Annotated in this window: 15 protein-coding genes and 1 other RNA gene; 14 read left to right on the top strand and 2 right to left on the bottom strand. The window is 69.5% G+C overall.

From position 1 onward, the window contains the following. The first annotated feature begins 119 nt into the window (after positions 1-119). The gene (locus tag AB0368_RS10255; RefSeq protein ID WP_366153768.1) at positions 120-581 is read left to right on the top strand and encodes a hypothetical protein; all 462 of its coding nucleotides are present in this window, start codon (positions 120-122) and stop codon (positions 579-581) included. On the opposite strand, the gene AB0368_RS10250 is transcribed toward AB0368_RS10255, so the two are convergent. Next, on the bottom strand, positions 582-1,628 hold the full coding sequence (locus AB0368_RS10250; protein ID WP_366153494.1) for a hypothetical protein: 1,047 nt from the start codon (positions 1,626-1,628) through the stop codon (positions 582-584). Positions 1,629-1,752: 124 nt separating this feature from the next. Here AB0368_RS10250 and pruA point away from each other — a divergent pair, with 124 nt between their 5' ends. The 12 genes from pruA (at position 1,753) to AB0368_RS10190 (ending at position 13,700) form a co-directional block, all read left to right on the top strand. After that, positions 1,753-3,381, top strand: coding sequence for an L-glutamate gamma-semialdehyde dehydrogenase (gene pruA, locus AB0368_RS10245; protein WP_366153493.1), 1,629 nt, complete (start codon positions 1,753-1,755; stop codon positions 3,379-3,381). A gap of 276 nt (positions 3,382-3,657) precedes the next feature. Further along, on the top strand, positions 3,658-4,173 hold the full coding sequence (locus tag AB0368_RS10240; protein ID WP_366153492.1) for a PadR family transcriptional regulator: 516 nt from the start codon (positions 3,658-3,660) through the stop codon (positions 4,171-4,173). A gap of 66 nt (positions 4,174-4,239) precedes the next feature. Then, positions 4,240-5,352, top strand: a complete 1,113-nt coding sequence (gene prfB, locus AB0368_RS10235; protein ID WP_366153491.1) for a peptide chain release factor 2 — start codon at positions 4,240-4,242, stop codon at positions 5,350-5,352. A 153-nt stretch (positions 5,353-5,505) separates the two neighbouring features. After that, the gene (gene ftsE / locus AB0368_RS10230; protein WP_106128051.1) at positions 5,506-6,186 is read left to right on the top strand and encodes a cell division ATP-binding protein FtsE; all 681 of its coding nucleotides are present in this window, start codon (positions 5,506-5,508) and stop codon (positions 6,184-6,186) included. A gap of 65 nt (positions 6,187-6,251) precedes the next feature. After that, positions 6,252-7,127, top strand: coding sequence for a permease-like cell division protein FtsX (gene ftsX, locus AB0368_RS10225; protein ID WP_366153490.1), 876 nt, complete (start codon positions 6,252-6,254; stop codon positions 7,125-7,127). Positions 7,128-7,235: 108 nt separating this feature from the next. Next, on the top strand, positions 7,236-8,501 hold the full coding sequence (locus AB0368_RS10220; protein WP_366153489.1) for a M23 family metallopeptidase: 1,266 nt from the start codon (positions 7,236-7,238) through the stop codon (positions 8,499-8,501). A 45-nt stretch (positions 8,502-8,546) separates the two neighbouring features. Next, the gene (gene smpB / locus AB0368_RS10215) at positions 8,547-9,023 is read left to right on the top strand and encodes an SsrA-binding protein SmpB (RefSeq protein ID WP_366153488.1); all 477 of its coding nucleotides are present in this window, start codon (positions 8,547-8,549) and stop codon (positions 9,021-9,023) included. Positions 9,024-9,069: 46 nt separating this feature from the next. Beyond that, positions 9,070-9,705, top strand: a complete 636-nt coding sequence (locus tag AB0368_RS10210; RefSeq protein ID WP_366153487.1) for a cellulose binding domain-containing protein — start codon at positions 9,070-9,072, stop codon at positions 9,703-9,705. A 69-nt stretch (positions 9,706-9,774) separates the two neighbouring features. Further along, positions 9,775-10,153, top strand: a transfer-messenger RNA (tmRNA) gene (gene ssrA, locus AB0368_RS10205). A 203-nt stretch (positions 10,154-10,356) separates the two neighbouring features. After that, on the top strand, positions 10,357-10,968 hold the full coding sequence (locus AB0368_RS10200) for an RNA polymerase sigma factor (protein WP_366153485.1): 612 nt from the start codon (positions 10,357-10,359) through the stop codon (positions 10,966-10,968). Then, on the top strand, positions 10,958-12,163 hold the full coding sequence (locus tag AB0368_RS10195) for a CU044_5270 family protein (protein ID WP_366153484.1): 1,206 nt from the start codon (positions 10,958-10,960) through the stop codon (positions 12,161-12,163). The genes AB0368_RS10200 and AB0368_RS10195 overlap by 11 nt, the downstream gene beginning before the upstream one ends. A gap of 136 nt (positions 12,164-12,299) precedes the next feature. Then, entirely contained in the window at positions 12,300-13,700 is a 1,401-nt protein-coding gene (locus tag AB0368_RS10190) for a diguanylate cyclase (protein WP_366153483.1), read from the top strand. 9 nt (positions 13,701-13,709) lie between these two features. On the opposite strand, the gene AB0368_RS10185 is transcribed toward AB0368_RS10190, so the two are convergent. After that, positions 13,710-14,516, bottom strand: coding sequence for an S-methyl-5'-thioadenosine phosphorylase (locus AB0368_RS10185; RefSeq protein WP_366153482.1), 807 nt, complete (start codon positions 14,514-14,516; stop codon positions 13,710-13,712). 112 nt (positions 14,517-14,628) lie between these two features. On the opposite strand from AB0368_RS10185, the gene AB0368_RS10180 reads away from it, so the two are divergent. Next, the gene (locus tag AB0368_RS10180; protein ID WP_366153481.1) at positions 14,629-15,177 is read left to right on the top strand and encodes a YqgE/AlgH family protein; all 549 of its coding nucleotides are present in this window, start codon (positions 14,629-14,631) and stop codon (positions 15,175-15,177) included. Positions 15,178-15,232 lie beyond the last annotated feature (55 nt).

The raw sequence follows: 15,232 nt of genomic DNA, 5'->3' as shown, positions 1-15,232 counted from the left end.
AACAAACGACCTTCCGGTAGCGTGCGCGGCGGGGTACTACAGGGACGGTCGAGTCGCCCAGGGGGATGCAAGTGCCGATCACCGATCTGGTCCGGGTGTACGTGCCCGCCACCGTGCCGATGCTCGACGGGCTCAAGGCGTCCGGGCAGCTCGGTGGCGGCCCGATCGTCGCGCACGCGGTGACCCCGGCGCTCCGGGAGTGGTACGCCGAGGGCGACGAGGAGGAGCTCGAGTACGTAGCCTTCACCCGCGCCGCCCAGGCCGCCCTGCAGCTGTTGCGCCACGATCCGGCGGCGCCGCGCCGGCGGGTCGTCGTCTCGGCCGATGTCGCCGCCGGTTCGCTGGGGCGGGAGGAGGTCGAGCTCGGGTCCAGCACGGTACGGGTCCCGCAGCCGATCTCACTCAAGGAGGTCGCGTCGATCCACGTGGACGGCGCCGACGCCGCCGAGGCCGTCGCGGCCGCCGCGGAGGTGGTGGACGAGGCGCTGGCGGGTGATCCGGACGCCCAGTTCACCGTCGACGGGGCCGAGGATCACGAACTCGAGTGGTACGCCGTGAGCGAGCTCGACGAGCTGACCTGATCAGTCGTCGGTGCGGCTGCCCACCGGCTCCGCATCCTCATCACGCGCGGTCCGCTCGATCTCGTCCGGTTCCGCTCGTTCCGTCACCGTGCCCGCAGACTTCTCCACGGACGAATCAGCTGACGAATCGGCGGGCGAGGCGGGGGAGCCGAGGGTCCGGCCGACCGCCACCATCGCTGTGAACGCGCCCACGAACAGCACGATCAGGCCGTTGTTGAGCCGGCTGCTGCTCAGCATCTGCTGCACCGTCAGCTCCAGCTCGCTCACCTTGCCGGCCAGCTCCAGCACGCGGGCTCCCGCCGTACGCGTAAGGATCTCACCCACCACCAGCAGCAGGCCCGGTCCGGCGCCCGCGAGGGCGTAGAGCGGCCACCGGAGGTCGGCGCCGGTGCGGTGCCGGGCCCGGCGCAGCAGGCGGTAGGTGATCAGCCCGGCGACCAGGCCGCCGAGCGCGCCCTGCGCGAAGCCGAAGTAGCTCGCGGCGTCGGCCTGCGACGACGACGTGTCGCGCGCGCCGAAGACCGGGAGCAGGTCGTGCTGCAGGAAGCTGAGCACCACGCCGACCAGGAACACCCCGATCGCCGCCCAGCAGACGGCCGCCGTGACGCGGGGGTGGTGGAACCCGGCCAGCGCGCCGCCGATGGTCGCCGCGGCCGCGATCGTGCCGCCGACCACCGCGTAGATCCAGCCGTCGGTGTTGATCGTGATGATCGTGAGGCCGCCGAGAAGGCCGACGATCAGCCCGGCTCCGGTCGCGGCCGCGAAGCGGAGGGTGCGGCCGCCGCGGGCGAGGGAGGTCACCACGGCGAGCGCGACCGCCGCGCCGGCGACCAGGGCCGCGGAGACGGCTCCGGGCATCGCGTATGCCGTGGAGGTGACCTCCATGGCGGCGTCCGCGCGGCCGGTGATCGTGGCCCGCGCCGACCACAGCATCGCGGCCGCCCAGGCGAGTCCGGCGATCGCCAGGACGATGCTCCGAGAGGGTGCCCGTTCCGGCCCCTGCCAGGCTGTTTCGCCCTTGTTGACCTCGCTGTCCGCCTCACTCATGGACCTCAGGGTACGCGGGGCCACCGACGCTTTCCGACCGCCCGGGAGGGGGTGGTGCGCGTGCGAGGATGGAGCCGACACACGATGTCGTAGCCGAAGAACCCAAGAGGTCGAGGAGTACGTGATGGACGCCCAGTTTTCCGTGCCGGTGCCACGGAACGAGCCCGTACGCGGCTATGCGCCCGGCAGCCCCGAGCGCGCTTCCCTGCAGTCGCGGGTCGACGCCCTCGCGGCCGAGCGCGTGGAGCTGACGAACACGATCGACGGCGTTCAGAAGCGGGGCGGGGGCGACGCCATCGAGGTCGTACAGCCGCACAAGAGGCACCACGTGCTCGGCGTGACGTACAACTCGACCCATGAGGACGCCGCGGCCGCCGTGGCCGCCGCCAAGCGGGCCGCTCCGGGCTGGCGGGCGCTGCCCTACAGCGAGCGCGCCGCGGTCTTCCTGCGGGCCGCCGAGATGCTGGCCGGCGGCTGGCGGGACACGCTCAACGCGGCCACGGTCCTGGGGCAGTCGAAGTCGGCGTACCAGGCCGAGATCGACGCCGCCTGCGAGCTGATCGACTTCCTGCGCTTCAACGTGGCCTTCGGGGAGCAGATCCTCGCCGAGCAGCCGCAGTCCGCGCCGGGCTTCTGGAACCGTTTCGACCACCGCCCGCTCGAGGGGTTCGTCTACGCGATCACCCCGTTCAACTTCACCGCCATCGCGGGCAACCTGCCGTCCGCGCCGGCGCTGATGGGCAACACGGTGGTCTGGAAGCCGTCGCCGACCCAGCAGTTCTCCGCGCACTTCACCATGCGCCTGTTCGAGGCGGCCGGCCTGCCGCCCGGCGTGATCAACATGGTGACCGGCGACGGCCTGGCCGTCTCCGACGTGGTCCTCGCCGACCCCGACCTGGCCGGCATCCACTTCACCGGCTCCACCGCCACCTTCCGTCACCTGTGGCGCGAGGTCGGGTCGAACATCGAGCGCTACCGGTCGTACCCGCGGCTGGTCGGTGAGACCGGCGGCAAGGACTTCGTCTTCGCGCACCCCAGCGCCGACGCGGACGCGCTGCACACCGCGCTGGTCCGCGGCGCGTACGAGTACCAGGGCCAGAAGTGCTCCGCGGCGTCCCGGGCGTACGTGCCGCGCGGCATCTGGGAGGGCGGCCTGCGTGACCGGCTCGCGGCGACGGTGGCCTCGATCCGGTACGGCGACGTCACCGACCTGTCGACGTTCGGCGGTGCCGTGATCGACGGCCGTGCGTTCGCGAAGCACGCGGAGGCTCTGGACCGGATCAAGAACAGCGCCGCCTGCACCGTGCTCGCCGGCGGTACGGCCGACGACAGCGAGGGCTGGTTCGTGGCGCCGACGCTGGTGGAGTCGAGCGACCCGGCGCACGAGGTCTTCACGACCGAGTACTTCGGCCCGATCCTCGGCGTGCACGTCTACGAGGACGGCGACTTCGAGGCGGCGGTGGCCCAGGCCGAGGCCGTCTCGCCGTACGCGCTGACCGGTTCGATCTTCGCGACGGACCGCTCGATCGTCGACTGGGCGGCCACGGCGCTGCGGAACGCGGCGGGCAACTTCTACATCAACGACAAGCCGACGGGCGCGGTCGTCGGCCAGCAGCCCTTCGGCGGTGCCCGCGGTAGCGGTACCAACGACAAGGCCGGCTCGATGCTGAACCTGCTCCGCTGGGTCTCCCCGCGGACGATCAAGGAGACGTTCGAGCCGCCGACCGCGTGGCAGTATCCCCATATGGGCTGATTGTCCGGTTCGCGGGTCGTCGTCTTTTCTTCAGAGAAGTGAGGCGGCGATCCGCGGGCTCATCCGTGGCTTTTGAGGGATTTCCGGACTTCGAGCGCCGTCTGACCGTTTCTGCGCTCCATTCTAGCGTGCGAGACCCGTTCTCAAGGGCGAAACGCCCGGTCACGACCCTCGTGGTCGGACTGTCTGTGCGGGACAGTCGTTTGTGGAGACGCAAATTGGACGGATCGGGCGAAATCCTGGACGCCGGAGCTACAAAGTGGCAGCTTAGAAGGCATGCCCGACACTCAAATCAACCCCACGGCTGCCGCGCTGCTCGGCCTGCTCCACGATGGGCCGATGACCGGCGGACAGCTGATGGCGGCTGCCGAACGCCGCCTCGGGCCCTACTGGTCGATGACGCGGAGCCAGGTCTACCGCGAACTGCCCGTCCTCGCCGAAATGGGCCTTGTCCGTCTTGGCAAGCCGGGACCACGGTCCAGCCAGCCCTATGCCATCACCGCCGCCGGCAAGCGCGCCTTCAGCCGGTGGCTCGCCGAGGCTCCCGGCCGCGACGCGATCCGTAACCCGGTCGCCCTGCGTGTCGCCTTCGGCCAGCAGCACGCCGGTGGCCAGCTCAAGACGCTTTACACCGGCGCCAACGAGTATCACTCCGAGGCCCTTGCCATGGCGCGAGAGCAGGCCAAGGAGGCCAAGAAGGCGGGCGACGCGTACGGCGCCGCCGCGCTCGAGTTCGCGGTCGCGTACCACAAGGCGGCGCTGACCTGGCTCAAGGCCGCACCCGCGGAGTGATGAAGGAATCACGCACTACGGGCCGCCCGGCTGCGACACGGGCCGGGCGGCGTATTCTTGACCGTCGTGAGTGCAGCCGACTTTCCTGAACAGCTCAAGGCCCTCGACGCCACCCTGCGCAACATCGAGAATGTGCTCGACCTCGACAAGCTGCGCCGCAGCCGGGCGGAGCTCGAGGAGGAGGCCTCCGCCCCCGATCTGTGGGACGACCAGGCCCGGGCTCAGGACGTCAATTCCCGGCTGTCATACGTGGCCGGCGAGATCTCGAAGATGGAGCGCCTGCGCTCCCGCCTCGATGACGCCGCCCTCCTGCTGGAGATGGCAGAGGCGGAAGGCGACGCCGGCTCCGTCACCGAGGTCGGTGACGAGCTGGTGAAGCTGCACAAGGCCATCGAGGAGATGGAGGTCCGCACCCTCCTCTCCGGCGAGTACGACTCCCGCGAGGCGGTCGTGGCCATCCGGGCCGGCGCCGGCGGCGTGGACGCCGCCGACTTCGCCGAGATGCTCCTGCGCATGTACCTGCGCTGGGCGGAGCGCCACGGTTACCCCACCGAGGTGTACGAAACCTCGTACGCCGAGGAGGCGGGCCTCAAGTCGGCCACCTTCGCCGTGAAGGTGCCGTACGCATACGGCACGCTCAGCGTGGAGTCGGGCACCCACCGCCTGGTCCGGATCAGCCCGTTCGACAACCAGGGCCGCCGCCAGACCAGCTTCGCCGGTGTCGAGGTGATGCCGGTCGTCGAGCAGACCGACCACATCGACATCCCCGAGAACGAGATCCGCGTCGACGTCTACCGTTCGTCGGGTCCTGGTGGACAGAGCGTTAACACCACCGACTCCGCTGTGCGCCTCACGCACGTCCCCACGGGCATCGTGGTGACGTGTCAGAACGAGAAGTCGCAGCTGCAGAACAAGGCCTCCGCGATGCGGGTGCTGCAGGCGCGGCTGCTCGAACGCAAGCGCCAGGAGGAGGAGGCGAAGATGGCCGGCCTCAAGCAGGACACCACCGGCTCCTGGGGCGACCAGATGCGTTCGTACGTGCTGCACCCGTACCAGATGGTCAAGGACCTGCGCACTGAGCAGGAAACGGGCAATCCGTCGTCGGTCTTCGACGGCGAGCTCGACGAGTTCATCGAGGCGGGCATCCGGTGGCGTAAGCAGACCCAGATGGCGGGCTGAGCCGTCCCCGACACGCCGCCTGAACGAAGAGTCAGGCGGCGTTCACCTTGAGTGCAGGTAGCGCCCCTCGCGCCGAAGATCAGCCTCGCGGGGGGCGAAAACCGGCCACCGCCGGGGTTGGCGTTTTCGTTACACCGCGTAGACTCTCCACCCGTGATTCAGCTCGAGAACGTGACGAAGACGTATCCGAAGGCGTCTCGGCCGTCGTTGGACGATGTCAGCGTCGGTATCGAGAAGGGTGAGTTCGTCTTCTTCATCGGCCCCTCCGGTTCCGGCAAGTCGACGATCATCAAGCTCCTGCTGCACGAGGTGGCCCCCTCGCGCGGCAAGGTGGTGGTGAATTCCAAGGACGTCACCACGATGCGCTCCTGGAAGATCCCGCACTTCCGGCGCTCGATCGGCTGCGTGTTCCAGGACTTCCGCCTGCTGCCCAACCGCACCGCGTACGAGAACGTGGCCTTCGCTCTGGAGGTCATCGGTAAGACCAAGGCCGTGGCGCGCCGGGTCGTGCCCGAGGTGCTGGAGCTGGTGGGTCTCGGTGGCAAGGAGCACCGCTACCCGCACGAGCTCTCCGGTGGTGAGCAGCAGCGTGTCGCCGTGGCGCGGGCGTTCGTCAACCGGCCGCTGATCCTGCTGGCGGACGAGCCGACGGGCAACCTGGACCCGGACACCTCCATCGAGATCATGCGCCTGCTCGACCGGATCAACCGGACCGGCACGACGGTCGTGATGGTCACCCACGACTCCAACATCGTCAACCAGATGCGCCGCCGAGTCATCGAGATCGAGAGCGGGCGGATCGTCCGCGACCAGGCTCGCGGCGTCTACGGCTAGGCAACCGGGCCCCGCCCCCACAGCTTTCCTGATTTACGAACGCGGAGTCCCGGAAGGAACCCCCGATGCGTTTCAAGTACGTCCTCAACGAGGTGCTGGTCGGCCTGTGGCGCAACGTCACGATGACCATCGCCATGATCATCACCATGTCGGTGTCGCTCACCATGCTCGGCGCCAGCGTGCTGATGTACATGCAGGTCGACCAGATGAAGAACTACTACTACGGGGAGATCCAGGTCTCGATCTTCCTCCGTGAGGACGTCACCGACGCTCAGCGCGCCGCGATCAACCAGGCCATCGAACAGAGCCCGCTCGTGAAGGAGAAGGAGTACGAGACCCGCGAGCAGGCCTTCGAGAAGTTCAAGGTGCTGTGGCGCGACGAGCCCGACTTCGTCAAGTCGGTCACGCCGGACAGCCTGCCCGAGTCGTACCGGGTGAAGCTCAAGGATCCGGAGCAGTACCAGACCTTCGCCGACCAGATCAAGACTCAACAGGGCATCCAGGACATCGTCGACCAGCGCGAGCTGCTCGAGAAGGTGTTCAAGATCTTCAACGCGATCCAGGTGATGGCCCTGGTGGTGGCCGGCTTCATGGCCATGGCGGCGCTGTTGCTGGTCGGTAACACCATCCAGGTGGCCGCGTACAGCAAGCGCCGCGAGGTGGCGGTGATGAAGCTGGTGGGCGCGTCGAACTGGTTCATCCAGGCGCCCTTCGTCCTCGAGGCGGTGGTGGCCGGCCTGATCGGCGCGATACTCGGCTTCGCGTTCATCTTCATCGGCAAGGTGGTACTGCTCGACGGCCGCCTGCAGGCGCTCACCAATGTCCTCACGCCGATTCCGGACGGTAACGTCTGGATGATGCTGCCGCTGCTGGCGGCGGTCGGCGCAGGAGTCTCAGCAGTCACCGCCTGGATCACCCTGCGCTTCTACCTCAAGGTCTGACACTCCTCGAGCCGCCGATCGCCGCGCATCCGTACGGGATGCGCGGCGATTGCCGTTCTGGGCGATTTCGCCGAATAGCTACGGAAAGTCGGAGTACGGTGACTCCTCGTGGAGTACAACCGACGTCGACACCACCGGTCCCGTACCGCGCTGGCCGTCTGCCTGAGCGTCCTCTGCAGCGCAGGGCTCGCCGTGGCGGCTCCCAGCGCGGCCCTCGCCGACCCGTCCCAGGACGATGCGCGCAAGGCCAGCCGAGCGGTGGACCGGGCCGAAGCGATCCTCGAGGACGCCACGGTGACCGCGCGCCACGCCGCCCGCCGCCTGGAGGCCGCGACGGCCGCCCTGCCCGCGGCGCAGAACAAGGTCGCCGTCTCGCGCGGGATCGTCGCCGCCTCCTCCGTGCAGGCCGCTACGGCCCGCCGCAAGGCCGACACTGTGCGGAAGGCGTACGACAAGACCGCCGCCGCCTTCGCCGCCGCCGAGAACCGGGTGGCAGATGCCCGCGACCGCGTCGACGACATCGCCGCCGCGTCGTACAAGGGCGGGAACTTCGCCGCCATCAACGTGCTGGTCGGCGCCCGTGGCCCGCAGGACGCCATGGACCGGCTGGGCATGGTCGACCAGGTCATGCAGAACCAGCAGGCGGACGTCGACGAACTGATGGTGGCGCGGCGGCTCGCGCGTACCGAACAGGACAAGGCCGGACTCGCCAAGCGTGCCGCCGAGGAGGCCGAGCGGGAGGCCGCCGACAAACTGGCGGCGGCCCGCGACGCCCAGGCCGCAGCCCAGCGCGCCCGCGCCGCCGTCATCCGGCTCGCCCAGAGCCGCAAGTCGGCCCTGCGGCTCGCCCGCTCCCAGCGCGCCGCCGTGCTCGCGAAATACGAGCAGGCCAGGGCCGAGGAGGCGCGCATCCAGGACGCGCTGCGCGGCTGGGACGACAAGAACGGCGGCGGCTCGTACGCCGGCGGCACCCTGCTCATGCCGGTCCACGGCTGGAAGACCAGCGACTTCGGCACCCGCTACGACCCGTACTACCGGGTGTGGCAGCTGCATGCGGGCACCGACATCGCCGCCCCCGGCGGCACCCCGATCCATGCGGCGGCGAGCGGCCGGGTCATCCGGGCCGGCTGGAACGGGGGGTACGGCAAGTACACCTGCATCTCCCACGGCAAGAAGCAGGGCCGCAGCTTCTCCACCTGCTACGGCCACCAGTCCCGGATCTCCGTGCACCCCGGCGAGTACGTCCGCCGCGGCGATGTCATCGGGCGGGTCGGCACCACCGGCGCCTCGACCGGATACCACCTGCATTTCGAGACGCGCTTCGACGGCGTACCGAAGAATCCGCTGAATTATCTGCCGGGCTGCTTCTGCTGAGCCGGCGCTAGGATGGGTCTTTTCCCCCCGTCTAAAGGAGTACCGATGCCGCGCGAGCAGGGGCGCAAAGTAGTTGCCTCCAACCGTAAAGCGCGGCACGACTACGCGATCCTCGACACCTACGAGGCCGGCATGGCGCTCACCGGCACCGAGGTCAAGTCGCTGCGCGCGGGGCGGGCTTCGCTGGTCGACGCCTTCGGCCACGAGAACAACGGCGAGATCTTCCTGCACGGAATGCACATCCCCGAGTACACCCAGGGCACCTGGACCAACCACGAACCGCGCCGCACCCGCAAGCTGCTCCTCAAGCGCGAGGAGATCAGCAAGCTGATGGGCAAGCTCCGCGACGACGGCGTCACCCTCGTGCCGCTCCAGGTCTACTTCCACAACGGGTACGCGAAAGTCGAGCTCGGCCTGGCCAAGGGCAAGAAGGCGTACGACAAGCGCCAGGACCTCGCCGCCAGGGACGCCAGCAAGGAAATCCAGCGCGCCATGGGGCGCCGGAGCAAGGGCATGGATTGACGGGTAACCTCGCCGCGGCCTACTTCACCGCGCGAAGGGACCGCCGTTGTCCGGCAAGCACACGACAGGACAGTTCGGCCTGCCCCGCTACTCGTTCATCGCCGCTGCCGCGACCCTGCTCGTGATCCTGGTGGCGTGGGTCGCGGTCCGGGCGGCCGGCCCCAACGAGCGCCAGGCTCCGATGCTGATCGTGCCGCCGTCCTCGCCCGTTGCCGACGCCGGCTACGTCCTGCCGTCGACGATCCCGGTGGTCGCGCCTTCGCCTGCCGTGTCCCGTACGTCGCCTCGCCCGGTGCGCTCCTCGCCGACGCGCCCCTCCGCGGCGCCGAAATCAGCCGTACCCAAGAAGTTGTCCCCGGCCCCGTCAGCCTCATTCGCCGCCCACTACCGCACCGGAGCAACCTGGGACACCGGCTTCATCGGCGCGGTCCAGGTCACCAACACCGGCCGATCCACCCACGGCTGGCGCGTGAGCGTCACCTACCCGTCCCGCGCCGGAGTGGTCGTGACCAACGCCTGGAACGCCCAAGTCAGCCACGCCGGGGACACCTGGACCTTCACCGCCGCCGACCTGGCGCCGGGCGCAACCGCCACCTTCGGCTTCCAAGCCACCCAGCACTCACGAACCGGCGCGCGCCCGACCGGCTGCGTGGTGAACGGCACGCCCTGCCGTACGGACTGATACCGGAATGAAGTCCGGGCGGCGACGCGTTAGGCTTGTACGGCTGCCGCAGCCGCGGCGGCGCTACGAGGGGGTGACTGGTTTCGACTTCGTACGTGGAGACAGGGGAAGCGAGCCGAGGAAGCCGACGTCGTCTCGAGAATCGGTCGTCGGAAAACAATAAGCGCCAAGGATAACTCCCGCGCTGACTTCGCTCTTGCCGCCTGAGGTAAGTAGCAAGTCTGTCGGACTGAGCACACCTCCGGCTCAGATCTCCGGCATCAGCTAGGAGGTTGGCCAATCGGTCCCGGTCGCGGGGACCGTGCGGCGAGATTAATCAGCGACTGGGCCCGTCACACCATCTTGCTCACGTGAACGGTGGGGCCGAGTAGAGGCATAGTGAGCTGCGCTCGGAGAAGCCCTGACGAAACAACGAAGGACCCGGGTTCGATTCCCGGCACCTCCACCAGAGGCAGAGGCCCTGAGTCCGCGAGAAGCGGACCGGGGCCTCTCGTCATGTCTGCTCCAGGGCGTGGCGCGTCGCGGCCCACTGGCCGTGCCCCGCGGACCCGGCGCGTACGAGGATGAAGACGGATCGGGCCTCACGCGTAGACACGGGTGGAACGTAACCCGACGACAGGAGTTCGACGTCATGGAACGGCCAGGTCACTCATGGCTGCGGTGACGCAGGCAGCGGCCGGAACCAACGCCGACACGGACGCCGCGGTCATCCGCGCGTCGTTGGCGGATCCGGACAGGTTCGCGTCCATCTACGACCGGTACGCCGGAATGCTGTACCGCTATGCGTATCAACGGGTAGGCGCCGAGGTCGCCGACGATGTGGTGGCGGAGGCGTTCCTCTCGGCGTTCCGTGGCCGGGCGTCCTACGACCTTGACCGCCAGGACGCCCGGCCCTGGTTGTTCGGCATCCTCACCCGGGAGATCGCCACCCAGCATCGGCGGGAGCAGGCGCGCTACCGGGCCATGGCCCGCTCGACGTACGAAACCGTGCAGGACGGTCCGGCCGACCGGGTGGCAGCCAGGGTGGTCGCCGACGCGGCACGGGGTCCGCTGGCCGCTGCCCTGGCCGGCCTGGCGCCGGGCGACCGCGATGTCCTGTTGCTGGTGGCGTGGGGGCAGCTGAGCTACGACGAGGTGGCCGATGCCTTGAACATCCCTCAGGGCACGGTGGGTTCCCGGCTCAACCGGGCCCGGCGAAAGGTCCGCAAGGCAATGGGCGGGTTCGACCCGACCACGACCATGGAGGAGAACGATGAACTCTGACCTGTCCGTTCTTGAGGAATTCGGGGCGAGTCTGGCCCCGGCGCAGGACCAGCCACCGGCTGAAATGCGCCACCGGGTGATGAACGGGATGCGGCACCCGGTCCGTCGACAGCGGCTGCTGTCCAGGCTGAGCGGAGTGCGCCTGGCTTGGGGGCTCGGCGCGCCCGCTGTCGCCGCGGCGGCTGTCGCCGCCGCCCTGGTGGCCGGACAGCTGGCCGACATCGCGGGTGGCCAACCGGCACCTCCCGGCCGCGGAGCGGACGTCAAAGCCGGGCCGGGCGCCGTGCCGCTGACCCCGCCGGGCGCCGAGCAGGTCTTGCTGCTGGCGGCCCAGCATGCAGCTGCCAGCTCGGTGATGGACGCCCGGGCGAACCAGTTCGTGTTCATCGACTCCCTCGAGATCGAGTCGAGGATCGACCTGAGGAAGGATCGCAACGGCGAGATCCGCTCCGGCGAGACCACGGTCTCCGGGCCGCTGCGCACGCGGACCTGGCTGTCGGTGGACGGCACCCGCGACGGGCTCGTGATCCAGGAAGCGGCGCCGCCCGCACGGAGGTCGCCCACCCGTACCCATGTCGACGGCTGCACGAACGGCCGGCAGGCACAGACGATCGACCGGCCGGAGACCACGCCCGAGGTCGCTTGCACGCCCGAGCCGGCCTATCGGCCTGGGAGCGTCCCCACCGACGCTGCCGGCCTGCTGGCGTACGTGTACTCGGTCGCGGCCGCTGACCCGGAGTGGGTGTCCATCGACGGAGGGCAGAAGGGCAGTCCCCGCGGATTCGTCCGGCTCTCCGCCGACCAGCGTGCGTTCACCGAGATCGCCGAAATCCTGTCCGAGAACCACCTGCCGGCCGTGCAGGAGGCTGCCTTCCTCGCCGCCGGGCGAATCGCGGGCGTGCAGGTGCGCCGCAACGTGGCCGATGCCGCCGGGCGGTCCGGCGTCGCGGTGACGCGCACTGAGGCGGGCGCCCGTCAGGAGCTGGTCTTCGACCCGGCCAGCTACGAATATCTCGGGCACAACATCATCGGGGCCGAGCTCGATCTGACCGGCGCGAAGGTGGTCCGCTCGCCGGACAGGGACAAGGGGACCGCCCAGATCCGGCTCGGACCGAATCCGAAGCCGGGCAAGGTGATCTACGAGTCCGCGCTGCTGCGGACCGCCATCGTCGACGAGGTCGGCCAACGCCCGTAACCCGGACGAGGGCGAGCGGTCGACCCCCATCGGGGGCGGGGCGGCGACGTGACGTCGTCGCCCCGCGGCACCTGCACAACGGGATTGCACCTGCGGGGGACCTGTGGCCGGCAATCGCGGGGGCGATGGTCTTGCCATGGTGGGAGAAGCGCTGCGCGCCGGCTACGTGCGGTTGCGGTTGTTGGTACGGCGGGACCTCACTCGGTCGCTGCGCCTGACGTTCCTCCTCGCGCTGGCGTTGAGTTCGTTGGGGCTGACGGTGCAGGTGGGGCACATGGGCGCAGGTGTCTGCGCCGTTGTGGTGTGTGCAGCCGTGCAGGCCTTCGGGCTCGGACTTCGCTTGGTGGAGTTCCGGCGGGGGCGGCCGGTGCCCGTATGGGTCGACGCGCTCGAGCTCGGCGGCGTCCTTCTGCTGCTCTCACAGGTGACCGCGGTGCACCCCGTCATCAGCATCTTCTTCATGTCGGTGCTGTTCCGCGCGGCGATCGGCGGGCTCCGGCGGCTGGTGCTGTCACAGGCCGGATATCTGGGGACCTGGCTGCTCGCCATCGGGCTGTTCCCGTTGGTGGAAGCGGTGCCGGGCGCCATGATCTCGCTGCCGACGACCAGTCTTCTCGTGTACGGGACGCGCACGCTGATGCTGCGCATCCAGGAGCAGCAGCAGGCGCAGAATGTGTTGCTGGGCGCCGTACTGAGTGAGTTGCCGTTCCCCGTCATGGTTGCGGACACCTCGGGCACCGTGGTGCTGGCCAATCCCGCCGTCGCGGAACTGGCGGGGTGGACCGGAAGCCGCGAGCCGCAGCTGGGTGATCTGCGCCTGCAGGACGTCGAAGGGCGGCCGGTGGATCTGCGGGACGTGGTCGCCGACGCGACCCGGGCCAAGCTCGAGGTGCAGCTGGTGCGCTCCGACGGGTCCACGCGGCAGCTCAAGGTGCAGACCATGCCGGTCGCCGGAGGGATCGGCGCCGGCTCCGGTGTCGTGCTCGCCCTGCTCGACGTGACCGCTCAGCGCCTGTACGAGCAGCACCTGCACCAGGCCGCCTACTTCGACATGCTCACCGGGCTGCCGAACCGCCGGATGCTGTTCGAGCGGCTCCACCTGGTGCAGCGTACGGAGATGCCGTACGGGCTGCTGCTGATCGACCTCAACGACTTCAAGGCGGTCAACGACACCCACGGTCACAAGATCGGTGACGAGCTGCTGGTCGGCGTGGCCGAGCGGATCCGGTCGGCCGTGGACGACCAGGCCACCGTCGCCCGCCTGGGTGGGGACGAGTTCGCGGTGCTGCTTCCGCACGCGTCGGCCGCCGAGGCGGAGGCCGCCGCGGGCGCGGTCCGGGAGACTCTCGTACGGCCGTTCCCGCTGAGCTGCGGCCCGGTACGCGGGAAGGGCACGGTGGGTCTGGCGGTCGCCGAGCCCGGCCAGAGCCCCGAGGACGTCATGGAACGCGCGGACACGGCCATGTACCTGGCGAAGCCTGCCGGCTCGCGCCTGCGTACGGCGGAGAGCCCGCGCACCAGGCGCCGCGCCGGCTGAGGTCGTCCGTCAGGGCAGGTCGATCGGGAGCTTGATGCCGTCCAGGGCCTTCCCGCAGGCGCACGTACGCTCCGCGGGCAGGCGTGTCACGGCATCCAGCAGGACATCGCGGAGCTTCGCGGTGTTGTCCGCGAAGACCTGGAAGACCTCTTGCATGGTGACCCCGTGGTCGCCCTCCACGCCGGCGTCCAGGTCGGTCACCAGAGCGATGGCCGTGTAGCAGAGGCCCAGTTCCCTGGCGAGTACCGCTTCCGGGTGACCTGTCATGTTGATGATCGTCCCGCCGATCGATGTGAACCAGCGCGACTCCGCCCGGGTCGAGAACCGCGGCCCCTCGACCACCACCATGGTGCCGCCGTCGACCGGATTCACTCCCTCCGCGGCCGTCAGGACGGCCCGGCGGCCGTCGGGGCAATACGGGTCCGCGAACGACACGTGTACGGCTCCCGTGTCGTAGAACGTCTGCTCCCGTCCGCTCGTCCGGTCGATGAGCTGGTCCGGCACGACGAAGGTGCCCGGCCCCAGCTCAGGGCGCAGGCCACCGACGGCACAGGGAGCCACGATCTGGCGTACCCCCAAGGAGCGCAACGCCCACAGATTGGCCCGGTAGGGGATCTTGTGCGGTGGGAAGCGATGGTCGCGGCCGTGCCGCGGCAGGAACGCCACCCGGCGGCCGCCCACCTCGGCGATCGTGACCGGATCCGACGGGGCACCGTACGGCGTGGACACCTCGCGTTCGGTGGCACCGTCGAGCAGCGCGTAGAGCCCCGATCCGCCGATGACGCCGATCTCCGCCTCTGAGGGTCGCTCGTTCATGCGCAGACCTTATCGGTGGCCGGAACCGCAAGCTAATGTCCAAGCATGGTGGGAAGGCAGGGCAGACGTGTTCAGTGAAGAGCAGCGCATCGGAGGTCGGTCGGTGGAGTCGATGACCGGGCAACTGCTGGTCGCGACGCCGACTCTGAAAGACCCCAACTTCGACCGTACGGTCGTGCTGCTCGTGGCCCATGAGACCGGCGGGGCCCTCGGCGTGGTGCTGAACCGCGCGACCGAGGTCCCGGTCGCCGACGTCCTGGGCGACTGGGGCTCCCTCGCCGGCGACCCGGCGGTCCTCTTCGAGGGCGGCCCGGTCCAGCCCGAGTCGGCCATCTGCCTGGCCCGCACCCGCCCGGAGGTGAAGAAGCGGGTCTCCGGCTTCCACCAGGTCGCCGGCGCCCTCGGCACGGTGGACCTTTCCGCCGATCCCGACCGGCTGCGCGAGAGCGTGGCGGGCATCCGGGTGTTCGCGGGCTACTCGGGCTGGTCCCCGGGGCAGCTCGAGGACGAGATCTCGTCGGGGTCCTGGTTCGTGTTCGACGCCCTCCCGGGAGACCCCTTCGTGAACCGCCCGGACGACCTCTGGGCCATGGTCCTGCGCCGCCAGGGCGACATCCTCGCGGCGGTCGCGCACTTCCCCCCGGACGTGTCGCTGAACTGAGGACCTCCATGCGGAGGGGATCGGTAGGGTGTGTACTATTCCGTGAGTGCCCGGG

This window comes from Actinoplanes sp. NPDC051475 (genome assembly GCF_040689425.1).
In the GTDB taxonomy this organism is placed as follows: domain Bacteria; phylum Actinomycetota; class Actinomycetes; order Mycobacteriales; family Micromonosporaceae; genus Actinoplanes.
This window is presented reverse-complemented; position numbering and strand designations above follow the sequence as displayed.

Bases quoted from the DNA above. Each gene is read 5' to 3' on its own strand.
- AB0368_RS10195 (WP_366153484.1), top strand. From the start codon at position 10,958: ATGAACTCTGACCTGTCCGTTCTTGAGGAATTCGGGGCGAGTCTGGCC.
- AB0368_RS10250 (WP_366153494.1), bottom strand. From the start codon at position 1,628: ATGAGTGAGGCGGACAGCGAGGTCAACAAGGGCGAAACAGCCTGGCAG.
- AB0368_RS10240 (WP_366153492.1), top strand. From the start codon at position 3,658: ATGCCCGACACTCAAATCAACCCCACGGCTGCCGCGCTGCTCGGCCTG.
- AB0368_RS10200 (WP_366153485.1), top strand. From the start codon at position 10,357: ATGGCTGCGGTGACGCAGGCAGCGGCCGGAACCAACGCCGACACGGAC.
- smpB (WP_366153488.1), top strand. From the start codon at position 8,547: ATGCCGCGCGAGCAGGGGCGCAAAGTAGTTGCCTCCAACCGTAAAGCG.
- AB0368_RS10185 (WP_366153482.1), bottom strand. From the start codon at position 14,516: ATGAACGAGCGACCCTCAGAGGCGGAGATCGGCGTCATCGGCGGATCG.
- ftsX (WP_366153490.1), top strand. From the start codon at position 6,252: ATGCGTTTCAAGTACGTCCTCAACGAGGTGCTGGTCGGCCTGTGGCGC.
- AB0368_RS10180 (WP_366153481.1), top strand. From the start codon at position 14,629: ATGACCGGGCAACTGCTGGTCGCGACGCCGACTCTGAAAGACCCCAAC.
- AB0368_RS10255 (WP_366153768.1), top strand. From the start codon at position 120: ATGCTCGACGGGCTCAAGGCGTCCGGGCAGCTCGGTGGCGGCCCGATC.
- AB0368_RS10190 (WP_366153483.1), top strand. From the start codon at position 12,300: ATGGTGGGAGAAGCGCTGCGCGCCGGCTACGTGCGGTTGCGGTTGTTG.
- pruA (WP_366153493.1), top strand. From the start codon at position 1,753: ATGGACGCCCAGTTTTCCGTGCCGGTGCCACGGAACGAGCCCGTACGC.